General features: G+C 60.7%; 22 protein-coding genes. 13 read left to right on the forward strand and 9 right to left on the reverse strand.

Annotated features, from left to right (window positions below):
- Positions 1–64: 64 nt before the first annotated feature.
- Complete coding sequence (locus I6L32_RS01145; RefSeq protein ID WP_053288143.1) at positions 65–1,039, reverse strand: MalM family protein; 975 nt, start codon at positions 1,037–1,039, stop codon at positions 65–67.
- Between the two features lie 90 nt (positions 1,040–1,129).
- Entirely contained in the window at positions 1,130–2,452 is a 1,323-nt protein-coding gene (locus I6L32_RS01150; protein WP_119197404.1) for a maltoporin, read from the reverse strand.
- Between the two features lie 315 nt (positions 2,453–2,767).
- On the opposite strand from I6L32_RS01150, the gene I6L32_RS01155 reads away from it, so the two are divergent.
- On the forward strand, positions 2,768–2,908 hold the full coding sequence (locus I6L32_RS01155) for a hypothetical protein (RefSeq protein ID WP_010673395.1): 141 nt from the start codon (positions 2,768–2,770) through the stop codon (positions 2,906–2,908).
- A gap of 71 nt (positions 2,909–2,979) precedes the next feature.
- On the opposite strand, the gene I6L32_RS01160 is transcribed toward I6L32_RS01155, so the two are convergent.
- The 3 genes from I6L32_RS01160 to I6L32_RS01170 all read right to left on the reverse strand — a co-directional run bounded on the left by I6L32_RS01160 (position 2,980) and on the right by I6L32_RS01170 (position 4,716).
- Positions 2,980–3,420, reverse strand: a complete 441-nt coding sequence (locus tag I6L32_RS01160) for a flavodoxin (protein WP_143237917.1) — start codon at positions 3,418–3,420, stop codon at positions 2,980–2,982.
- Between the two features lie 184 nt (positions 3,421–3,604).
- Positions 3,605–4,384 (reverse strand): tRNA pseudouridine(65) synthase TruC, encoded by a 780-nt coding sequence (gene truC / locus I6L32_RS01165; protein ID WP_010673393.1) that lies wholly within the window; start codon positions 4,382–4,384, stop codon positions 3,605–3,607.
- Entirely contained in the window at positions 4,381–4,716 is a 336-nt protein-coding gene (locus I6L32_RS01170; RefSeq protein WP_202042134.1) for a YqcC family protein, read from the reverse strand. The genes truC and I6L32_RS01170 overlap by 4 nt, the downstream gene beginning before the upstream one ends.
- A 197-nt stretch (positions 4,717–4,913) precedes the next feature.
- Between I6L32_RS01170 and I6L32_RS01175 the strand changes: the two genes are divergently transcribed.
- The 5 genes from I6L32_RS01175 (at position 4,914) to I6L32_RS01195 (ending at position 7,885) form a co-directional block, all read left to right on the forward strand.
- Complete coding sequence (locus I6L32_RS01175; protein WP_039039422.1) at positions 4,914–5,942, forward strand: DUF3549 family protein; 1,029 nt, start codon at positions 4,914–4,916, stop codon at positions 5,940–5,942.
- Between the two features lie 68 nt (positions 5,943–6,010).
- Positions 6,011–6,307 (forward strand): DUF3301 domain-containing protein, encoded by a 297-nt coding sequence (locus tag I6L32_RS01180; RefSeq protein ID WP_039039421.1) that lies wholly within the window; start codon positions 6,011–6,013, stop codon positions 6,305–6,307.
- A 59-nt stretch (positions 6,308–6,366) separates the two neighbouring features.
- A complete protein-coding gene (locus I6L32_RS01185; RefSeq protein ID WP_010673389.1) occupies positions 6,367–6,603 on the forward strand; it encodes a DUF2789 domain-containing protein in 237 nt (78 codons plus the stop codon).
- Between the two features lie 181 nt (positions 6,604–6,784).
- Positions 6,785–7,090, forward strand: coding sequence for a DNA-binding protein (locus I6L32_RS01190; protein WP_069651743.1), 306 nt, complete (start codon positions 6,785–6,787; stop codon positions 7,088–7,090).
- Positions 7,091–7,099: 9 nt separating this feature from the next.
- On the forward strand, positions 7,100–7,885 hold the full coding sequence (locus I6L32_RS01195) for a Zn-ribbon-containing protein (RefSeq protein WP_125117466.1): 786 nt from the start codon (positions 7,100–7,102) through the stop codon (positions 7,883–7,885).
- A gap of 86 nt (positions 7,886–7,971) precedes the next feature.
- Here I6L32_RS01195 and syd read toward each other — a convergent pair whose 3' ends face one another.
- On the reverse strand, positions 7,972–8,520 hold the full coding sequence (gene syd / locus I6L32_RS01200) for a SecY-interacting protein (protein ID WP_202042133.1): 549 nt from the start codon (positions 8,518–8,520) through the stop codon (positions 7,972–7,974).
- Positions 8,521–8,625: 105 nt separating this feature from the next.
- Between syd and queF the strand changes: the two genes are divergently transcribed.
- The 7 genes from queF (at position 8,626) to I6L32_RS01235 (ending at position 17,694) form a co-directional block, all read left to right on the forward strand.
- On the forward strand, positions 8,626–9,474 hold the full coding sequence (queF, locus tag I6L32_RS01205; protein WP_216944533.1) for an NADPH-dependent 7-cyano-7-deazaguanine reductase QueF: 849 nt from the start codon (positions 8,626–8,628) through the stop codon (positions 9,472–9,474).
- A gap of 116 nt (positions 9,475–9,590) precedes the next feature.
- Complete coding sequence (locus tag I6L32_RS01210; protein ID WP_216944534.1) at positions 9,591–11,861, forward strand: hypothetical protein; 2,271 nt, start codon at positions 9,591–9,593, stop codon at positions 11,859–11,861.
- An 85-nt stretch (positions 11,862–11,946) separates the two neighbouring features.
- Complete coding sequence (locus tag I6L32_RS01215; protein WP_029313929.1) at positions 11,947–13,548, forward strand: diguanylate cyclase; 1,602 nt, start codon at positions 11,947–11,949, stop codon at positions 13,546–13,548.
- 158 nt (positions 13,549–13,706) lie between these two features.
- On the forward strand, positions 13,707–15,062 hold the full coding sequence (gene ppnN / locus I6L32_RS01220; RefSeq protein ID WP_010673382.1) for a nucleotide 5'-monophosphate nucleosidase PpnN: 1,356 nt from the start codon (positions 13,707–13,709) through the stop codon (positions 15,060–15,062).
- A gap of 120 nt (positions 15,063–15,182) precedes the next feature.
- Positions 15,183–15,980 (forward strand): flap endonuclease Xni, encoded by a 798-nt coding sequence (gene xni / locus I6L32_RS01225; protein WP_124813281.1) that lies wholly within the window; start codon positions 15,183–15,185, stop codon positions 15,978–15,980.
- 142 nt (positions 15,981–16,122) lie between these two features.
- Complete coding sequence (locus tag I6L32_RS01230; protein ID WP_010673380.1) at positions 16,123–17,130, forward strand: isocitrate dehydrogenase; 1,008 nt, start codon at positions 16,123–16,125, stop codon at positions 17,128–17,130.
- 120 nt (positions 17,131–17,250) lie between these two features.
- A complete protein-coding gene (locus tag I6L32_RS01235; RefSeq protein ID WP_041211281.1) occupies positions 17,251–17,694 on the forward strand; it encodes a hypothetical protein in 444 nt (147 codons plus the stop codon).
- A 66-nt stretch (positions 17,695–17,760) separates the two neighbouring features.
- Here I6L32_RS01235 and rlmM read toward each other — a convergent pair whose 3' ends face one another.
- The 3 genes from rlmM to I6L32_RS01250 are packed head-to-tail and all read right to left on the reverse strand — an operon-like array spanning position 17,761 to position 19,913.
- Entirely contained in the window at positions 17,761–18,855 is a 1,095-nt protein-coding gene (gene rlmM / locus I6L32_RS01240) for a 23S rRNA (cytidine(2498)-2'-O)-methyltransferase RlmM (protein ID WP_041211280.1), read from the reverse strand.
- Positions 18,848–19,234, reverse strand: coding sequence for a DUF423 domain-containing protein (locus I6L32_RS01245; protein WP_010673377.1), 387 nt, complete (start codon positions 19,232–19,234; stop codon positions 18,848–18,850). Before I6L32_RS01245 ends, rlmM begins: the two co-directional genes overlap by 8 nt.
- Before the next feature lie 43 nt (positions 19,235–19,277).
- Positions 19,278–19,913: an alpha/beta fold hydrolase gene (locus I6L32_RS01250; RefSeq protein WP_042015876.1), complete on the reverse strand. Its 636-nt coding sequence runs from the start codon at positions 19,911–19,913 to the stop codon at positions 19,278–19,280.
- Between the last annotated feature and the right edge of the window lie 2 nt (positions 19,914–19,915).

Here is a 19,915-nt window from a genome sequence, read left to right on the forward strand (position 1 = left end):
ACCTTAAAAAGGCCTCCAACAAGGGAGGCCTCCAATAAATATCGATTTTAATAAACCGAGATATTTAGTTCTTCTGTGAACGTTTCACTGCATCAATAAAGACCGATTTCGCCTTGGTTGAACCGGCACGCTCGGCTTCATTCACGAGTTGCATCGCCTTGTCGATGTCACCGGCCTTCACCGCTTTCTCGATCTGGGCGTTGTAGAAGCTCTCGGTCTCGCTCAGCATGGCGGGAGCCGGTTTGCTCGGCGCTGCGGCAACGGCTGCCGTGGTGGCCGCCGTCGCAGCCACGGCAGTGGTAGCAGGCTTGGCCTGGCTCATCGCCACCTTGTCGGCGTATTCAGGCTTGAACACGGCTTCCAGGCCTTGTCCCTTGGCCATGTCCGTGACCTTTATCTGTACCAGACCCCAGGGCGAATGGGGGATCACGGGGTCCTTGATATCCGGCTCGACCGTGCCGTTGGCACGAGCAAAGGCCTTGGCGGGGTGCAAGATGGTGGTGCTGCCCGCCGTCTCGTTGGTCGGCGCATAGACCACCATATAGGTTTCAGTGGCGGGATTGCCCGGCATGCTGCGGTCCACAAACACACGCCCCTCAATCCTATCGTTGTCGAGCAGGTGGGCTGGTTGATAGGCAAAGACCGACTCACCCAGCACGCGAGTCACCTTGAACTGGGCATCCAGCATGATCACCTTGGGAACCAGGACCGTCTTGCTGACCTGGGAGGCCAGGGTGATGGCCAGATTGCCGGTATTGGCCGGCAGACGATAGGCGGCAAAATAGCTCATGCCCTCGTCAAACTGATAACTGGGCTGCTTGCCGTCGATGGCCAGCAGCGTCTCGCCTTCCGGCAGGGAGACATAATTGAATTCGTTGAACCCTGTGCAACAACTGGTTGCCTGGGAGAGCGCCTGCTTGGCCTGATCGGCATTACTCAGAATGGAGGCGTGCTCCTGCACGGGCACCACCATGCTACCGGAACAACCGGCCAGCAGCGCGGTAACCATGGCCGCGATAGACATCTTTACCAGTTTCATTCTTCTTATCTCCATAACCCGGTTGCCACATCATGCGAAACAAAACTGCCCCCATAAGGGGGCAGTGACTAACTTAACTGAAGATATTGCTTACCACCAGGCTTCTGCTTGTACGCCAACCTGATAGGTGTCTTTGGAGGTGTTGCCTTCAAAGGCGTTCTGGTCTTCGGTGTTCTTCAGGTAGGTGGCGAACACGCGGATTTCCGGACGGGCCCAGAAGCTGGAGCCGGCAGACCAGGCCTGAGCCAGGGTCAGCTTGTAAGCGCCATCTTTGTCGGTGGTACCGGAAGTGGACTTGCTCTTGTCCTGGAAGTAGCCGCCTTCGAAGATGGTCTTGTTGAAGTCATCCCACTTGTACATCGGGCGAGCGACGACAGACATGGTTTCGTACTTGTCGTTGCCGTTCCACATCTCGTTGCCTACCCCGTAGACCAGCTGGTGACCCATCTCCCAGGAGTTGCCCATCGGGATGACGCCCCAGTTGATGATACGGTAGCCATCGGCACCGGCTTTGGCTTCGGCACCATACCAGGAACCGTCACCGTAGAAGGCCATGGTCTTGGAGTAGCCTTCGGTACCGTACTGCAGCACGGTCTTGTTGAAGCCACCGAAGATGCCTTGAGTCAGTTCGGCGGTCAGCATGACGCCGTTCTTCATGTTGTCGTTCTTCAGATCTTTCTGGGCGTCGGTCTCATTGACCAGGGCATACATGGCGCCCACTTCCAGAGAGCCGTCCTGCCACAGCGGGATGCCGGCATAACGCACGTCCAGGGTGTTGACGTTCAGATCTTCGTTCTTCTGGTAAACCGGATCACCGTTGCCATCTACACCAGTCTGGGTGTACTGACCGAAGACATCACCCGCGCTGCGGTCGTTTCGGACCCAGGCCAGGGAGAGCTTGCCAGGACCAGCCTGGATGCCTTCGATACCGGCGCCGGCACCGGAGATGTTCCAGTAGTAGAAGTCAGAGATGTGGATGTCGTGACGTTGGTAGAAACGCTTACCGGCCCACAGGGTGGCTTCCGGCGCGAAGCCCAGCAGCCCCTTGGCTTGCACGTTGAACTGACGCAGGGCGAAGTCGGAGTCGCCGTTGCACTGCTTGGCATCGAAGTTACAGACGGTGCCGGTACCTTCCCAGTCGTTGGAGCCGTTGGACGCCATGGCGAACATGGAGTCTACGTAGAAAGTCTTGCCATCTTTGTTGAAGACTTCCTGACCCAGCTGGACTTCGCCGTAGGTATCATTTTCGTTACCCAGACGACCAACCTTGTTGACGTTGTATTTGACCATGTCCCCGTCACCGGAAACACCGACACCGGAACGGAAGTAGCCGTGGAAATCAACGGCGAAGGCGGCTTGGGAAGCCAGGGCTGCGGTTACTGCTGCAGCGATCGGGAGCCACTTTGCTTTCATTTTCATTTTCCTTATTCCCGCTGAGAGGAGTGTGATCCTGATATTCAAGTTCTTATCACCGGAAAAACGTTTTGGTGATAACCGAGGTCGATTATAGGTACCCAAATTCCCTGCAAACATGAGCTGATTCACAAAACGATGACAAATCGCACGCCACCGACAACCACGGCAACAAAATATCAATAAATTTGCATTTGTTGGTTCAAATCACCCATTAAAAGCACAAAAAATAAAAACAACAACCAAAGAAAGCGATTTCAAATATTAATTCGCGACGAGAGTTAAGTGATAAATCCGTGTCGCAGTAGCAAAAACATGACTGAAATCGCTTTCAATGCGGAACTTTTAATTTTTCAATTTGTCGTGGGTGATGATGAATATGGCCAACCGGTTATCATCATTGGCGAGAAAAATAACCGGACGAAAGAGAGGATATATTTGGGGGCTGAGGCGTGACGCCCCAAAAATAAAACACCCCCGTCAGCACACTCACGGAGGTGAATTTATTCTCGGGGAGAAGGGTCTGGCTACAGTCTATTTTTCCAGGTTTTCAACCAGGCCAGCGCTGCCACTTCAGGCTCATCTTCTACCGTCGCATCGATTTCCAGGCGCACAACCAGTGGCTCGGCAGCCAGCTCCTGCAACAGGGCATCCAGCGTTCGCCCCGCTCCGCAGAAGTGTTCATAGCTGCTGTCTCCCATGGCGATGAGGGCATAGCGCCATCCCTTCATATAAGGAGCACGATCGGCCAGGGCACTGGCAAAGGGCTGCAAATTGGGCGGTATATCCCCCTGCCCCGTGGTGGCGGTCACGATGAGCAGAAAGCGGGAGGCATCGATGTCGGTCAGCGCCGCGTCATCGAAGATCTGGCAGACATGGCCATTGGCTTGCAGGTGGTCACAGAGGGTCTCGGCCACCAGCATGGCAGAGCCGTAGACGGTGCCGACCAGGATATCGATCTCGGCCATCAGCGACTCCTCAGGGACAAACAATGGGCCCGGCAAGACCGGGATGGGTAGGAAGAGCCCCCCTGAACGGGCGGGGGGCACGCGATTGCGCAGGCGATATCTCGTTGAGCCATAAGTCATTCCTCTGACGTACCTAGGCTACAGCATGCCACAGCCCGGTCAGAGGCAACAGATGGAAAGAGGCTCAGGCGCCGTAGTCTTGCTCGCTGGCAGGCCAGCCCAGACGGGCGAACAGACCCAGCACCTCGGGGCCCAGGGGCGCCTGGATCCGCATCGGCACCTTGAGCACCGGATGCTCGAAGCTCAGACGGTGCGCGATCAGCAGCAGGCGGTCGCACCCGTAGTGCTCGCGAAAGAAGCGGTTGTGTCGGCCATCCCCGTGGGTGGTATCACCGACGATGGGGTGGAACAGGTGATCCAGATGGCGGCGCAGCTGGTGCTTGCGCCCCGTCTTGGGAAAGAGGCGGACCAGGCTGTAGCGACTGGTGGGATGCTTCTTGGAGACGGCGAAGGGCAGCTCGACCTGATGCAGACGACGAAACGCGGTCACCGCCTCCTGGGCGGGGCGATCCGGGTCGCTGAAGGCATCGGCAATCTTGTCCAGCTGCTCCTTGAGCGGATAGTCGATGAGCCCCTCTTCGGGGGCCCATCCCCGCACCAGTGCCAGGTACTCCTTGTGGACCTGACGGGCAGCAAAGGCCTCGGTCAGGGTACGGGCCACGGCAGGATCGAGAGCAAACAGCAGCACACCCGAAGTGGGCCTGTCCAGTCGGTGCACGGGGTAGACATGACGACCCCCGATCAGATCCCGGGTCATCTGCATGGCGAAACGGGTCTCGGCCTTGTCGAGCCAACTGCGGTGTACCAGGAGACCGGACGGTTTGTTCACCGCCACCAGCCAGTCATCCTGATAGAGCAGAGTCGGCTGCAAGGCATCCGCTGTCCGGGTCTGCTCGTCCATCATTGTTCGACCACTTTGCCGGAGAGCAGCAGATCGAAACGGGCGATCAGACGAAGCAGGGCCTCGGCCTCCGCCAGCTCCTCTTTATAGACCTCACTCGCCATGGGATAGAGGGAGACGCTGGTCGGCAGCGGAGCCTGCAGCACCACTAGCTGCTCCATGCGCGGGATCAGCACGAACTGCAGCCATTGATCGAAACTCAGGGTATCGACACAGAACGGCAGCTCGCTTGCCAGCGCCTCGCTCCCCGGATGGTCGGCTTGCCAGCGTTCCAGACGTTGCAACTCGGCAGTCAGCTCTCCCAGCAGACCGGCAACCAGCAGATATTGATTCATCTCGCTCACTTCCTCATCGCGGGCCCGGTCTGCGACGGGGCCCCACTCAATACGGCCATCAAAAAGGGGCGCTACTATACACCGACCCCGCAATGGCTGCCATGTTGCCGTCACCTTCATACCCTGCATCACCGCCTCTGGCTATCTGGTGCAGCCCCCTTATAATCGCCCGCATTATCTTCAAGCGGGATCTCTTCATGTCTTCCATCAACACCCTGACCGAGTTTCTGACCCAGGCCGATACCCAGTTCCAGCTGTTCGATCTGGGCCGCCAGGTGCGCCCGCTCCCCAGCGACCTCTTCGTGCGCATCGAGCAGCAGCAGGAGCCCTACCCCTGGCCGTTGCAGCAGCACGCCTGGCTCGGCGTGCACTTCTTCCAGCCAACCGAATCCAGGCACTACCTCTGGTTCCTCAAGTTCGCCCTCGATGAGCGCGGCCTCCTCATCTCCAGCGGCCCCAAGCATTTCATGGATCAGGTGGTAGAGACTCTGGGCTACAAGCTCACCGGTGAACTGGACGAAGAGAAGGCCCAGCGTCTGGCGGACAACCCCTACACCTTCCGTCCGGCCGAGGCCAAGATGGCCAGTGTGCACGCCAAGCTGGCCCGCCAGCTGGAACAAGCCCCTTCCGCTTACTACGAGGCCCTCTGCCACTATCTGGCGGCGCCGGGGGAAGAGGGGTGGCAGGCCCTGGGACTGCAAGGGTTTGCAGATCTCGCTGAGCGGCTGCAAGTTGAACGCAACCTGGCACTGGTCTGCAAGGCCTTGCCCATGCTGCCGCAGGCCCCTCTTTACGCCCTGTGCCAGAGCCTGGAGAACGCCCCCCTGCCTCCTGCCCTGCAAGGCGCATTGCTGGAGCGCATCGGCAAGGAGCAGGAGTGCGCCGAGCCTGACCCCGAAACCCTGGCCTATCTGTGCCGGGCACTGGCCTCCTGCCCGGGCAACGGACTGCGCACCAACAAGCTGCTGACCCTGCTGCAAACCCGGCCAAGCCCCTCCCTGCTCCTCGCCATCGCTGGCCGCCTCTGGCCCGATCTGAAACACCCCGAACTGCTCGGCCTGTTTCTGGAGCAGCTCGCCCTGCAACCCACCCAGTTCTTCAACCAGGTATTTGCCGAGCTCGTCACGCTACCGGCCTTGCGCAATGATATGCTGGCAAAACTGCGTGACCCCGAACGCAGCGAGGCCCTGGGTCTGGCCATCGGTCGCCTGTTCGCTGCCACCTAGGCCCGGCACGACGGCCCTGTTGCCTGAGGTGAACAGGGCCCCCCACACATCACAGAAGGAACCCGCTGATGGGAGAAATGCTTGGGATCTTGCTGCTCGGCCTCGTTGGCTGGGCCTTCTGGCAACAGCGCCGCCAGGCGGAGCTGGCCTGGCAATACATGCGCCGCTACTGCCAGCACCACGACCTGCAACTGCTGTCGCTGGCGCGGACACACCGCGCCCTGGGGCACAAACCCCTGCGCCTGCTCACCTACTACCAGTTCGAGTTCTCCAGCGACGGAGAGAGCCATTATCAGGGACAGCTCTGCATGCAGGGGCTGCATGTCGCCGGTGTCGAGCTGCCACCCCATCGTCTCCCCTCCTAGATTTGAGAGCACGGGGGCTGGCTATACTCTTCCACAACCCCCTTCCAAGGAGTACCGACATGGAATTGCTCACCCATGACATGGCCGCCCTGTTTGCCCAGCTGGGGCTGGCCAGTGACGACATCAGCCAGCAGCGTTTTATCCGCGACCATCCCATCGATCGCCATACCCAGTTGCCCGACGCGCCGTTCTGGACACCTTCCCAGGCAGACTTTCTGCGCGATGCCCTCAGCCACGACGCCGACTGGGCGGAAGCCATCGACCAGCTGGATGTGATGCTGCGCCAGGGGACCTGATCCCCCCACTCCCGACGGCCAGCGTTGGGTCGACGCGGAGCCGCCAATCCCCTCCCTCCATCACCCAGGCGCCCCTCCCTCTCGCCACCCACGCCCTTCGCTCCGCTTTCCTGATGGACAGGCTTTGATTAAGCTCTGTGCCACTATCCACCCGCAGCAAGACGGCCGTGCAGGAGCCAAGATGTCAGCCCAAGAGATCATCCAGATAGCCAACGAACTCAGTGCCAGGGGGATCACCCCCTCTACCGCCATGGTCAAGGCCCGCCTCAGCCATCCCGTGCCCATGGCCGAGCTGCTCAAGGTGTTGAGCCAGTGGAAACAACAACCCCAGCCTGCGGCGACAGCGCCCGCCCCCGCCAGTGCCCCCGAGGCGCCCCCTTTGGCCACGGAAAGCGTCACTCTTCAGCAACTGAGCGAACAGCTCGCCCGGCTGGAGCAGAAGGTCGATCGCCTCACCGATCTGCTGCTCAACCAGAAGCCGGATTGACCCATCGCCATGTATATCCTCGAACTCACCTTTGAGTGCTACCGCGATACCTCCCTCGGGGAGGCCGAACGGGCCATCGTCCACTACCTCGACATGCTGCGCTATCAGGGTCAGATCCTGGGGCGGGAGTTTCCCACCAGCATGCACGAAGGCTATTTCGTCAGCCGGGTGGTCTGCCCGGAGCAGGACAGCCTGCACCCTGACAACCAGAGCGAGCTGGTCGCCCTTGCCGAGCAAGGTCTGCACCAGGCGGGCCTGCTCGCCCCCAAACTCCACCTGCAAGGGGCGGATCTGCTCTCGGACAGTACGGACCCGTGCGCAGAGCAGGGAGAGCGTCCCAGCTGGATGCTGCTCTACACCAGCTTCCTGCACAGTTGCTCTCCCCTGCGCTGTGGCGATCACTTCGCCCCCATCCCGCTCTATCGGCTGCCCGCCGTCGCCAACGGTGACCACAAGCAGATCATCAAGTGGCAGGAAGATTGGGAAGCCTGCGATCAGTTGCAGATGAACGGCTCCATCGCCGAGCACGCCGCCCTGCACGAAATCGGCGAGGTGGGCAGCCGCCTTCATCGTCGGGGCAGTGATCTCGCCAGACGGCTGGAGCTCCTGAGCGGCATTCCCACCTATTACTATCTCTACCGGGTAGGTGGCCTGAGCGCCGCCGAAGAGCGGGCTCGCCCCTGCCCTGGCTGTGGTGGCCCATGGGCGCTGGACGCCCCCCTGCACGAGATCTTCGACTTCAGGTGCGAGCCTTGCAGGCTGGTGTCCAACCTCTCCTGGGACTTCAAGGAGTAGGAGCCTACCGCGCACAATGGCGCAATAAAATGGCGCCATAAAAAGAGAGGGCCTTGCCAGGTGGCAAGGCCCTCTCTTTTGGGGCATCACTGGGGCAAGGTTTCCAGTCGCGCCAGAAAGGCCGGCAACGAGGGGGCCAGCGTCAGGCGCCGTCCGGAGTCCAGCCACTCCAGCCACACCTGGCCGCTCTCGTTATCGAGGGACACCAGCGTCATCTCGTTGCGGGTCGTGGCAATGAAGAGTGAAGGGGATCGCTTCAACTTGCGCAGCATCAGCAGGTGGCCGATGAGGTTCTCCTTGAGCAGATCCAGATCGGCGTCGTTCCACGGCAGGATGAGTTCGATGCGCAGCCCCTTGAAAGAGCAGGGCAGAGGGCGGCTGAACCAGTGGCCAAACAGGGCGATGGCGCTGGGATGCAGGGTCAGTTCCAGGGCGTTCGCCATGGCTGTGAAGTCGGCTGCCTGCTCCCGCTGGAACAGACGCCAGGCTACCCGCCCCTCCCTGGGTTCATCCAGCTCGCAAGGAGAGCGCCAGTCGGCCTCCCAGTCACACAGGGGCAGCCCCCGCCTTCCTTCGCCATCACGCTGCCAGCGTAAAAAGAACTGCTCCAGGGCAGACAGGACTTGATCCGACATCGATATTCCCCACAATAGCGGCCTCTGATGGCCGCAAGTACCTGATCGAAAAATCGGGCCATTGCACCATCAAACCCCTTATCAGACAAGCGTGAGCAAACCAGCATGAGCAAACAAGAGAGATACGCCGGCGCCAGTGCGCTGCAAGGCCTGAGCCTGGGGCAGCAGTCCGCCTACATCAGCCAGTACACCCCGAGTCTGCTGCAGCCCGTGCCACGCAGCCTGAACCGCGACGATCTTGGCCTGAGAGGTGAACTGCCGTTCCAGGGGTGCGACGTCTGGACCCTGTATGAACTCTCCTGGCTCAATGCCAAAGGCAAGCCCGTGGTTGCCATCGGGGAGGTCTTTGTGCCTGCTACCAGCCCGAATCTCATCGAGTCCAAGTCGTTCAAGCTTTACCTGAACTCCTTCAACCAGACCCGCTGCGACTCCCTGGAGGCAGTGCAAGCGCTGCTGGTTCAGGACCTGAGTGGCTGCGCTGGTGCCCCGGTGAGCGTCACCCTCTTCACCCTCGACCAGGCCCCCCACCAGATAGCCCAGCAGCCCGGTGAGTGCATCGACAGCCTGGATATCGAGGTGGACGGCTACGAGTTTGACGAGACCCTGCTGCAAGGGGCCGCCGGTCGCGAGATCGTGGAGGAGACCCTGCACAGCCACCTGCTCAAGTCCAACTGCCTGGTGACCAGCCAGCCGGACTGGGGATCCGTGGTGATCCATTATCGCGGCCCGCGTCTCGACCGGGAGAAGCTGTTGCGCTACCTCATCTCGTTCCGCCAGCACAACGAGTTCCACGAGCAGTGCATCGAGCGCATCTTTACCGATCTCAAACACTTCTGCGCCCCGGAGCAACTGACCGTCCATGCCCGTTACACTCGCCGCGGCGGCCTGGACATCAACCCCTTCCGCAGCGACTGGGAGCCGGTTCCGGCGAACCTGCGCCTCATACGCCAGTAATCACCGGCGCCGCCATCCTGCGGGCTGCGGCCCGCTGCGCATCACCTCAGTAAACTCTGGACGGGCGGGGGTGGGCTTGGATAACATGCCTGCACCTCCGTGCCGTTCTTAATCCAATGAATCAACTGTTTTTTCTGGCAATGATGATGTCCTCCCTGTCGGCTCCTGATCTGGATCTGGCCAAGGAGCAGTTGTCCATCGACCTGCAGCAGGCCCAGACCCTGGTGCTGACCGATCCCGCCAGATGTGCCCAGATTGCCACCTCCTTCCTCGAACGCACGGCCAACAATCCCAAGCAGATCATCAGCAACCGTCAGGAGTACGGCTATCGCGAGCCGATGCTGAACTACGGTACCGCCACCCAGACCACGGGCGCCTATCTGCTCAAGGGGGAGTGTCTGCAGCAGCTAGGGCAGTTCACCCAGGCACAGGAGTCCTTTGAGCAGGGCATCGCCATGGCCGAGAAAGAGCAGCAGTTCGAGCTGCAGGCCCATGGGCTCTATCTGCTGGTTCGAAGCCGCAACCTGCAACAGCATACCCATGGCGCCGCGTCCCCCCTGCTCGACAAACTCGACAAACTGCTGGCCAATCCCGACCTCAAGGAGAGCCAGTTGCAGGTCTACAGCCGTCTGCTACGCGTCAACGCCAGCGTAGAGGAGCGGCAATTCGATCTCGCCAAACAACAGCTGGCCGAGACCCGCAAATGGGCGGAACACGCCAAACACCCTCTGGCCAGGGCCTGGACCAGCGCCGTGGGCGGGGATCTCTATCAGGCGCTGGGTCAGCCCCAGCTTGCACTGGGGGAATACATCGAAGCACAACAGCAAGCCAAGCCCCTGCAGGATCCCCTCTTCCTCGGCCTGCTCTCGAACCAGATGGTCAGCCTCTATCAGGAAGAGCAGGAGCCACAAAAAGCGCTGCAATACGCCAGCGAGGCGGCCAACTATTTTCATGCCCTCGGCAATTCCTCCATGCTGAGCGACGCTTTGATCGTGCTCGCCCGTCTCAACCGGGATCAGGGCGAGATGAACATGGCGCTGGTCTATTTCTTCAATGCCCTCGACCTGCTGGACGAGAGCAGCAACCGCACCCGCATCGCCCATCTCAAGTTCGAGATAGGCAAGACCTACCTGCAGACCGGCAACCTCAACCTGGCGCGAAACTACCTGAACGCCGCACGCCAGTCCCATGAGCTGGGGGATGACAAGGAGTCGCTCATCGACACCCTGCTGTTGCTGGGAGAGTTGCACCTCAAGCAGCAGGAGGCGGGCATCGCCATCCTGCAGTTGGAGAACGCTCTCACCCTGGCCAACCGGATTGGAGACATCCGGCGCCAATTCGAGATCTTCCGCCTGCTCTCCGTCGCCTATGAGCAGAAGGGTTACCTCCAGCAGGCCCTGGAGAGCTACAAGAATTACCACCAGCGCAGCGAACTGGTTCGCCAGCAACAGCTGGCGCTGGAGCAGGAGGCGGTGCGCGACAACTACGCCCAGGTGGAGCGTGTGCAACAGGTCAAGGAGCTGGAACAGCAACTCGACGTCAGCCAGCACCAGCAGGAGCGATACCTCTGGACCAGCGTCAGCACCGGGCTGCTGCTGGCACTCTTCATCTATCTGTTCTTCACCCTCTGGCTGAAACTGCGGGTCGCGCGCCTTCATGCCAAACAGCTGGGAGAAGCCCTGCTGGTAGAGCCGCGCAGCGGCCTGGCCAACTGGCAGCGACTGATGAGCCGCTGGCCGCGGGAGATGGCCAAGCGCCAGCAAAAATCCGAGCGCTGGTACCTGAGCGAACGCCCCACCAGCGAATTTGACGACAAGCTGCACTACCTGCTGTTCCGGGTTCCCTTCCTGATCAACAGCCTGGAGCAGCACGGCTATCAGGTCAGCCGCGAGATAGAGCAGGCCTTCGGCCGTTACGTCAACGAACTGACTCCGCAGGATGGCCGCATCTACGACCTGCGCGAAGGCCACCTGCTCTATGTGGTGCCCCAGCGCCACGTGGCCCAGTTGCATCAGCTGGCCCAGACCCTGCTCGATACCCTGGCAGCCTTCCCCTGCGAGCACCCGCTGGACAGGTGCATCAGCCTCGGCATCGTCAGTCATCCCTTCCTGCCCAAGGCGGCCATGGCCCTCGATCACCACGGCCTGTTCGATCTCTGCTACCTGGCCCTCTCGGGTGCCATTCAGCTCAGCGAAAAATGCCAGCAGAGCGTCTGGCTTGAGCTGGCCGCCATCGATTGCCAGCAGGCCGCATTTTTTAACGGAGATGTGTGGCAATGCTGCTTGATGGCAATTGACAAGGGACTGGTAAAAGTAAATTCTTCTCATGAAAAGCAATGGGTTAACTGGCTTGCGCTTTCACGGACGAAGGTTGTGGACAATCCGTGACAAAAAGGTACTCAACGGGGTCTTTGATTGGCTTTCTGTTGCTGGACGAAACAAAAACGATAATGACAACAGGGCGACCTGAAGAATGAATGATATGGCTGCCGTAACAGGACAACTGGCAAGACTCAGGGAATCCCTCCAGCAGAAACAGCAGGAGCTTGACGGCATGGCGAGCTTCTCCGATGCCGAACGCACCCGCAGTATCCAGTTCATCGGCAAGTTGATGCAAGCCTGTCGCGGCCACGATCGCGAGCTCGACAACCGGCTCGCCAAGCTCAAGCAGAAACTTGAAGGCAACCCTCCGCTCACCTCCATCGATGCCGATCTGATCGCCATCGAGAAGCTGTTGCAGCAGCACAGCCACACCATGGAAGAGTCCATCAGCCTGACCCGGGCAGCCATCGATCTCGGCAGCAAACAGCTCAAAACCATCAAGGGGTTTCCGGAAGATACCCGCCGCGCCCTCAAGGAGTTTCTCGCCAGCCCGGAGAGTTACGGCATCGGCGATCACCAGAAGAAGGTGATCCGGCTGCTGGAGTTCTACCAGCAGGCGATCAAGATCCAGCTGCTGCCGCGCAAGCCGCTGATCCCCCCTTCGGCGGAGATCCCCACCGAGCTCTCCAGCCCGGCCCCTACCGACTCCTTTGACATCAAGGCACATGCCCAGATTTCAGACGAGTTGCAGCGTCTCATCACCGAGCTCGACTTTGCCGGCGCCGTGGGCGAGAGCCTCGCAGACATCCGCCGCCAGTTGCTCGGGGGCATCACCCCTGCCCTGCTGGCCGAAGTCTGCCTGCAGATCATCGAACTCATCATCGAGGGTACCCGGGAAGAGCGCAAAGCCTCCCAGGCGTTTCTCAGCACCCTGAACGAGAGCCTCTCCTCGGTCCATTACAGCTTTACCGAATCCCTGGATGAAGGGCGGGCGCTGCAAAATGCCGCCCATCTCAGCGGACAGGCGCTGGAGCGGGAACTCGCCGCCATCGATCGCGCCATGGCAGCCCATGACTCGCCACAGATACTCAGGGGCGCCATTTCTGGGCATCTGGACACCATCCGCCGGCTGCAGCAGGAGCGGGAGGAGATGGCCAACCGCGAGCGCCACCTGCTCACCCACCTCTCCAACATGGAAGCCAAGCTCAGGTTGATGAAGGACGAGACCGCCGAGTACAAGAAGCGGCTCACCATCCAGAAACACAAGCTCTTCCTCGACAGCCTGACCCAGGTACACAACCGGGCGGCCCTGGACGAGCGGCTCGAGCTCGAATACAAACGCTGGCTACGCTATGGCACCCCCCTGTGCCTGGCCATCATCGACATCGACCACTTCAAGCACATCAATGACAACTACGGCCACATGGCCGGCGACAAGGCATTGAAGGTGGTTGCCAAGGCCCTGCAGAACGCCTTGCGCGACACCGACTTCATCGCCCGCTTTGGCGGTGAGGAGTTCGTGGTCCTGCTGCCGAACATCAATCCGGACAAGTACCAGAAGCCGCTGGAGAACCTGCGTCAGACCATCAAGAGCATCCCGTTCCGCTTTCGCGATGCCAGGGTCGAGATCACCATCTCCATCGGTGCCACCCTGTTTCGGACCGGCGACCATACCACGGATGCGTTCGAGCGTGCCGACAAGGCGCTCTACAGTTCCAAGCACTCCGGCCGGGATCAGGTCAATCTCGCCTGAATCCGCTTTGAGGGGCGGCTAAAAAAGCGGCAAACGCACAGTCCCCCTATTCCCCTGCCCACCCCCTTGCCTCTACTATCGAACCCGAGGGATGCCAAAGCATCCCGTTTTCTCCCCAGGGAAAGCACAACGATAACAAGCGAGTGAAAGGGGAAATTATGATTACACACATCAATCCCGTGGGCAGCATGGACCTGCTGTCCCAGCTCGAGGTGGATCGCCTCAAGCAGACGGCCTCCAGCGATATCTATCAACTGTTTCGCAACTGCTCGCTGGCGGTCCTCAACTCCGGCAGCCATACCGACAGTTCCAAAGAGATACTGGAACGTTTCAAATCCTTCGATATTCACGTGATCCGGCGCGAGCGCGGGGTCAAGCTCGAGCTGTTCAACGCCCCCGAGCACGCCTTCGTCGACGGCGAGATCATCCGCGGCATCCAGGAGCACCTGTTCTCCGTGCTGCGGGACATTCTCTATGTGTCGACCCAGCTCGAGTCCAATCGTCTGGTCAACCTGACCAGCTCCACCCATATCTCCAACGTGGTGTTCGCCATCCTGCGCAACGCCAAGGCGATCCTGCCCGGCGCCGATCCCAACCTGGTGGTCTGCTGGGGCGGCCACTCCATCAACGAGGTGGAATACCAGTACACCCGGGCGGTGGGTAGCGAGCTGGGTCTGCGCGAGCTCAACATCTGTACCGGTTGCGGTCCGGGTGCCATGGAGGGCCCCATGAAGGGGGCCGCCGTCGGCCACGCCAAGCAGCGGGTGCGCAACGGCCGTTACATCGGTCTCACCGAGCCTTCCATCATCGCCGCCGAACCGCCGAACCCCATCGTCAACGAGCTGGTGATCCTGCCGGACATCGAGAAGCGGCTGGAAGCCTTCGTGCGTCTGGGTCACGGCATCATCATCTTCCCGGGCGGGGTCGGAACTGCCGAGGAGCTGCTCTACCTGCTCGGCATCATGATGCACCCGGCCAACGATCGCCAACCCATCCCCATCGTGCTGACCGGCCCGAAAGAGAGCGCCGACTACTTCCGCGCCATCGACGACTTCGTCAAGGCGACCCTGGGGGAAGCCGCCACCAGTCTCTACCGGATCATCATCGGCGATGCGCCCGAGGTGGCCCGCGTGATGAAGGAGGCGATGCCGAAGATCCGCGAATACCGCAAGTCGGTGGGAGATGCCTACTCCTTCAACTGGTCCCTGCGGATCGAGCCCGAGTTCCAGCTACCGTTCGAGCCGGATCACGCCAGCATGGCCAGCCTGGATCTGCATCGCAACCAGCCGCCCCAGCTGCTGGCAGCCAACCTGCGCCGCGCCTTCTCAGGCATCGTCGCAGGCAACGTCAAGGAAGGGGGCATCAGGGCCATCGAGAAGAAGGGTCCCTTCAAGCTGCACGGCGACAAGGAGCTGATGCACCTGATGGACAGGTTGCTGGAGAGCTTCGTCAAGCAGCAGCGCATGAAGCTGCCGGGCAGCCAGTACGTTCCCTGCTACGAGATAGTCAAATAGTCGGGACATCACAATGCACCGGAGGGGCCCATGGGCCCCTCTTTCATTGATGGTCTTCTACGGGGTTAGCAGGAGACGCCACCATTGTTACAATGGCTTCCCCGACGCCCGGAGTGCCCCATGCCACACCTGCTCATCATCGATGCCCTCAACCTCATCCGCCGACTGCACGCGGTGCAGAGCCAGCAGGGACTGACCCCAGCCCAGGCCCTGCTCGCCACCCGAGCCAACCTCATCAACACCTGCAAGAAGCTCCTGGCAGCCAGCGAGCCGACCCACGCCATCGCGGTCTTTGACGGTGAGGTCCACAGCTGGCGCAAGACGCTCTATCCCCCCTACAAGGAGGGCCGCCCCCCCATGCCGGATGAGCTGAGGGAAGGGCTTGCCGACCTGCAGGACGCCTTCTGGGAGTGCGGTGTGGATGCCCTGCTCTCCCAGACCGACGAGGCGGACGATCTCATCGCCACCCTGGCAAGCGGCATTGCCCAGCACGGCGCCAGCGCCACCATCATCTCCACCGACAAGGGGTTCTGCCAGCTCATCTGCCCGCAGATCCGGGTGCGGGATTACTTCAACAAACGCTGGCTGGATGCCGCCTTCGTCCAGCAGCAGTACGGCGTTACACCGACCCAGCTTGTGGACTTCTGGGCCCTGACCGGTATCAGCGGCTCCAACATCAAGGGGGTGCCCGGCATTGGCCCCAAGACCGCCACCCAGTTGCTGCAGCAATACGGGGACCTGGCTGCCATGCTGGAGGCCTGTGAGCGGGAGGAGGCCACCAGACCCCTGCTCAAGCTGCGCCAGCACCGGGAAGAGGCCCTGCTGGCCCAACGCCTGGTCCGGCTGCAGCACGATATCCCGCTCGGGTTCAACCTGCGGGAGATCCGCTACCCTCCCGTCCCTGATGCCGGGGCGTGATCCCCAGCACACCATTTCCCAAGACAGGCCGTACCTGTTGACATAAATGGGTAAAATGTAAAGAAACATGGAGGATGTGGTGCAAAAATGGTATAAAGCCGACGAATCCTCCCCCTCTGTTCCCTAGAAGTGGATACGCCTCATGTCAAAAAGAAAGATTACCGTCATCCCGGGCGACGGCATCGGCCCCAGCATCATCGAATCCGCCATCCAGATCCTGACCCACGCGGGTTGTGACTTCGACTACGAATACGCAGATGCCGGTCTGGTAGCCCTGGAAAAACATGGCGAGCTGCTGCCCCAGGCCACCCTCGACCTGATCGAGAAGAACAAGGTCAGCCTGAAAGGCCCGCTCACCACTCCGGTCGGCGGCGGCTTCACCTCCATCAACGTCTCCCTGCGCAAGAAGTTCAATCTCTACGCCAACGTGCGCCCCGTCCTCTCCTTCAAGGGCACCAAGAGCCGTTACGACAACATCGACATCATCACGGTGCGCGAGAACACCGAAGGCATGTACTCCGGTGCTGGCCAGAAGCGCAGCGATGACAACCAGAGCGCCGAGGCGATGAGCATCATCACCCGGGAAGGGGCCGAGCGCATCGTCACCTTCGCCTTCGAGCTGGCGCGCCAGGAAGGACGCAAGAAGGTCACCATCATCCACAAGGCCAACATCCTCAAGTCCACCTCCGGCCTGTTCCTGGAAGTGGCCCGTCAGGTCGCGGCCCGCTACCCGGACATCCAGAACGAGGAGATGATCGTCGACGCCGCTTGCATGAACCTGGTGATGTACCCGGAGCGCTTCGATGTGATGGTCACCACCAACCTGTTCGGCGACATTCTCTCGGATCTCTGTGCCGGTCTGGTGGGGGGGCTGGGCATGGCGCCGGGCGCCAACATCGGTGAAGGGGCCGCCATCTTCGAAGCGGTACACGGCTCTGCGCCGGACATCGCCGGCAAGAACATCGCCAACCCCACCTCGGTGATCCTCGCCTCCATCCAGATGCTGGAATATCTCGGCATGCAGGACAAGGCGGAGCGCATTCGCGAGGCCGTGCGGGCGACCATCGAGTCCGGTGATCGGGTGACCCGTGACCTGGGGGGCACAGCGTCCACCAGCGAATTCACCCAGGCCATCATCGACCGTCTATAAATAGAGTCCAACCATATGATTTTAAAAGGGAGCTTCGGCTCCCTTTGTTTTATGCCAACGCCTCCCTACCTCCCTCGCCAGATGAATACTATGTTGATATGAGGGATAAGGAGATCCACCATGCGTGCTACTTTCATCTTGCTGATTGTCAGCAGCAGTGCCACGGCATTAGACAGGCCAGTCGACAATGCCTGGTTGACGCCGCCTCCCCAGCACGAGGCGCCAGCCAAGCAGACCTGGCAATCCACCCTGGATACCAACGATCTGCTCAAACAGCCCAAGCCGCTCTCTCTGGGGGTGGATATCACCACCGACAGCAACGGTAATCGGCAGGTCACCCCCTATCAGAAGCTGAACCTCACGGCAGAGAAGAGCGTCAGCCTCTCCTTCGAAAAGCAAAAGCCCAGGATCAAGTTCAACGCTGGCGGCATCAACACCTCGGTCAAGCTTCGCGGGGATGGCGTCAAGATGCAGTTCAACCCCAGTGACAAGACCATTCCCCTGCAAATTGAGCTGAAGATCACCGACGACGAGTCCATGATGCGTCTGGACTACCGCTTCTGATGACCCAGACACAAAAAAACCGGACGTCACCGTCCGGTTTTTTCATGCCCTGTTCCCGATGCTGCTTCAGGACTTGGGTGCCAGCTTGGAGACCCAGAACTTGTTGTAGACATGCACCGTGATCTCTTCGCGATCGTGATAGAGCTGTTTGGCCTGAATGATGAAGCCGCTGTCGATCTCCGCCAGCAGTCCGCGCAGCACCTCGATGTTGTGCACCGCCTCGGCGTAGCGCTTCTTCATCGGCAGCTTGAGGTTGAACATGGCTTCCTGACAGTCGTTCTCCCTGAACCAGTCGGCCACCATGTGGGTCACTCGCGCCGGTTTGTCCACCATGTCGCACACCAGCCAGTAGGTATTCTTCTTGCTCGGCCGCCACACGAAACCATCGTCACGGATGTGCTTCACCTGACCTGTGTCCATCAGGGATTGGGCCATCATGCCGTTGTCCACCGCCGTCACCATCATGCCGCGACGCACCAGCTGATAGGTCCAGCCACCCGGGCAGGCGCCGAGATCCACAGCCTTCAGGCCGGAGCACAGGCGCAAGTCCCACTCTTCCTTCGGCACGAAGACGTAGAACGCCTCTTCCAGCTTGAGGCTGGAGCGGCTCGGGGCATCGGCCGGGAATCGCAGGCGCGGGATCCCCATGTGGAAGGCAGAGTTGTTGAAGGAGTAGGAGTACCCCAGCATCAGGTGGTCATTGGCCAGGAAGAAGGCGTGGAACACGGGACGGTTCGGGGTCTCCTTCTTGGTCAGGATCTCGTTGCTGCGCAGCGCCTGGCGAAGCGGCACGGTGAACTTGCGGCAGAAGGCGGAGAGCTCCTTCGCCTCGTTGGTGTCGGCCGTCTCCACCCGCAGATCCCCGCAGATGGCGTAACCGCTCGCCGCCTCCAGGATGGGAGAGACCCGATCGCTTATTTCCAGATCTTTCAGCTCGTGGGTCACCACCAGCATCTGGCGAATGAAGATGAGCTCGCGGAACGGCAACTTGCGCGCCAGCAGATCGGCCTGCTCCTCGTCATACAACTCGAAGATCACATAGCCGCTGTCGTCCTTGACCCGGGCAAAGCCGTAGCACTGCATGTTGCCGGCACGCTCGGTGATCTCTGCCGCCGCCTCTTTCTCAAAACCCGGGCGGCAATAAAGCAGCAGATTATTCATTCTTTCCTCCAAGACGACAGCCGGCCCACATCAGAGCCGCCCATCCCAACATAAAACAGAGGCCACCGGCCGGGGTGATGAGCCCCAGCCCCTTGCTGCCAAGCAGCACCATGGCGTAAATACTGCCGGAGAATCCCAGGATCCCCAGCACAAAGACGGCGCCCGCGAAGGTGATCACCTTGCCGCGCACGCCGCACAACCCCAGCACCAGCAGGGCCAGGGCGTGGAAAAACTGGTATTGCACGGCGGTGTTGAACGCCGCCAGCAACGAAGGGGCGATGCCGGTCGCCGCCAGCCCGTGAGCGCCGTAGGCCCCGAGCATGGTGGCCGTCAGGCCGAAGAAGCCCGCCAGCACCAGCCAATGTCGTTGGATCTGCATCTTCTCTCCTTGCACGCTTCTTCTCTCGACCCGCTCGAGATGGTCAGGAGCGCCCCACCGCCGCGATAAAACCCTTGATCCGCTCCGCGGCCAGGCGCAGGTTCTCCTGCTCGCTCATGCCGCTCGCCTTTCTCGGTTTGAAACCATGATCCCCGTCGGTCAGCCAGTGGACCGATACGGCGGGTGAGAAGGGGAAATCGGCCAGCTCGGCGCGGGAACCGAAGGTATCGCGCTCCCCCTGCAGCAGCAGTGTGGGCGTCGTGATCTGCTTGAGCACCTCGCCCCGCCATGCGTCGGGCTTGGCCGGGGGGTGGAAAGGATACCCGAGAACGATCAATCCTGCAGCATCCATCTCGTCACCCCCCTCGCAAAACAGCTCGGCCGCCATCCTCCCCCCCATGGACTTGCCCGCCAGAAACAGCCGGGGATGGGCAAACTGGCGCACCATCTCGCGCCAGTGAGCCAGCAGCACGGGTTGTCTGTCCGGCGGCCTGCGTTTGCCGTCCTGAGCCCGTTTGGTCATGTAGGGGAAGTTGAAGCGCACCACCTCGATCTCCGGCCCCGCCAGCAGTCGCGACAACTCGGCCAGGAAGCTGTGCTCCATGCCCGCCCCAGCGCCGTGGGCCAGCAGAATGCGAACGGGGGCGTCACTCGCCCCCTCTCTTGTCAGGTCAGTCACCA

Origin of the sequence: Aeromonas sp. FDAARGOS 1402 (assembly GCF_019046925.1) — a bacterium.
GTDB classification, from domain to species: domain Bacteria; phylum Pseudomonadota; class Gammaproteobacteria; order Enterobacterales; family Aeromonadaceae; genus Aeromonas; species Aeromonas caviae.

Bases quoted from the DNA above. Each gene is read 5' to 3' on its own strand.
- I6L32_RS01145 (WP_053288143.1), bottom strand. From the start codon at position 1,039: ATGAAACTGGTAAAGATGTCTATCGCGGCCATGGTTACCGCGCTGCTG.
- I6L32_RS01150 (WP_119197404.1), bottom strand. From the start codon at position 2,452: ATGAAAGCAAAGTGGCTCCCGATCGCTGCAGCAGTAACCGCAGCCCTG.
- I6L32_RS01155 (WP_010673395.1), top strand. From the start codon at position 2,768: ATGACTGAAATCGCTTTCAATGCGGAACTTTTAATTTTTCAATTTGTC.
- I6L32_RS01160 (WP_143237917.1), bottom strand. From the start codon at position 3,420: ATGGCCGAGATCGATATCCTGGTCGGCACCGTCTACGGCTCTGCCATG.
- truC (WP_010673393.1), bottom strand. From the start codon at position 4,384: ATGATGGACGAGCAGACCCGGACAGCGGATGCCTTGCAGCCGACTCTG.
- I6L32_RS01170 (WP_202042134.1), bottom strand. From the start codon at position 4,716: ATGAATCAATATCTGCTGGTTGCCGGTCTGCTGGGAGAGCTGACTGCC.
- I6L32_RS01175 (WP_039039422.1), top strand. From the start codon at position 4,914: ATGTCTTCCATCAACACCCTGACCGAGTTTCTGACCCAGGCCGATACC.
- I6L32_RS01180 (WP_039039421.1), top strand. From the start codon at position 6,011: ATGGGAGAAATGCTTGGGATCTTGCTGCTCGGCCTCGTTGGCTGGGCC.
- I6L32_RS01185 (WP_010673389.1), top strand. From the start codon at position 6,367: ATGGAATTGCTCACCCATGACATGGCCGCCCTGTTTGCCCAGCTGGGG.
- I6L32_RS01190 (WP_069651743.1), top strand. From the start codon at position 6,785: ATGTCAGCCCAAGAGATCATCCAGATAGCCAACGAACTCAGTGCCAGG.
- I6L32_RS01195 (WP_125117466.1), top strand. From the start codon at position 7,100: ATGTATATCCTCGAACTCACCTTTGAGTGCTACCGCGATACCTCCCTC.
- syd (WP_202042133.1), bottom strand. From the start codon at position 8,520: ATGTCGGATCAAGTCCTGTCTGCCCTGGAGCAGTTCTTTTTACGCTGG.
- queF (WP_216944533.1), top strand. From the start codon at position 8,626: ATGAGCAAACAAGAGAGATACGCCGGCGCCAGTGCGCTGCAAGGCCTG.
- I6L32_RS01210 (WP_216944534.1), top strand. From the start codon at position 9,591: ATGAATCAACTGTTTTTTCTGGCAATGATGATGTCCTCCCTGTCGGCT.
- I6L32_RS01215 (WP_029313929.1), top strand. From the start codon at position 11,947: ATGAATGATATGGCTGCCGTAACAGGACAACTGGCAAGACTCAGGGAA.
- ppnN (WP_010673382.1), top strand. From the start codon at position 13,707: ATGATTACACACATCAATCCCGTGGGCAGCATGGACCTGCTGTCCCAG.
- xni (WP_124813281.1), top strand. From the start codon at position 15,183: ATGCCACACCTGCTCATCATCGATGCCCTCAACCTCATCCGCCGACTG.
- I6L32_RS01230 (WP_010673380.1), top strand. From the start codon at position 16,123: ATGTCAAAAAGAAAGATTACCGTCATCCCGGGCGACGGCATCGGCCCC.
- I6L32_RS01235 (WP_041211281.1), top strand. From the start codon at position 17,251: ATGCGTGCTACTTTCATCTTGCTGATTGTCAGCAGCAGTGCCACGGCA.
- rlmM (WP_041211280.1), bottom strand. From the start codon at position 18,855: ATGAATAATCTGCTGCTTTATTGCCGCCCGGGTTTTGAGAAAGAGGCG.
- I6L32_RS01245 (WP_010673377.1), bottom strand. From the start codon at position 19,234: ATGCAGATCCAACGACATTGGCTGGTGCTGGCGGGCTTCTTCGGCCTG.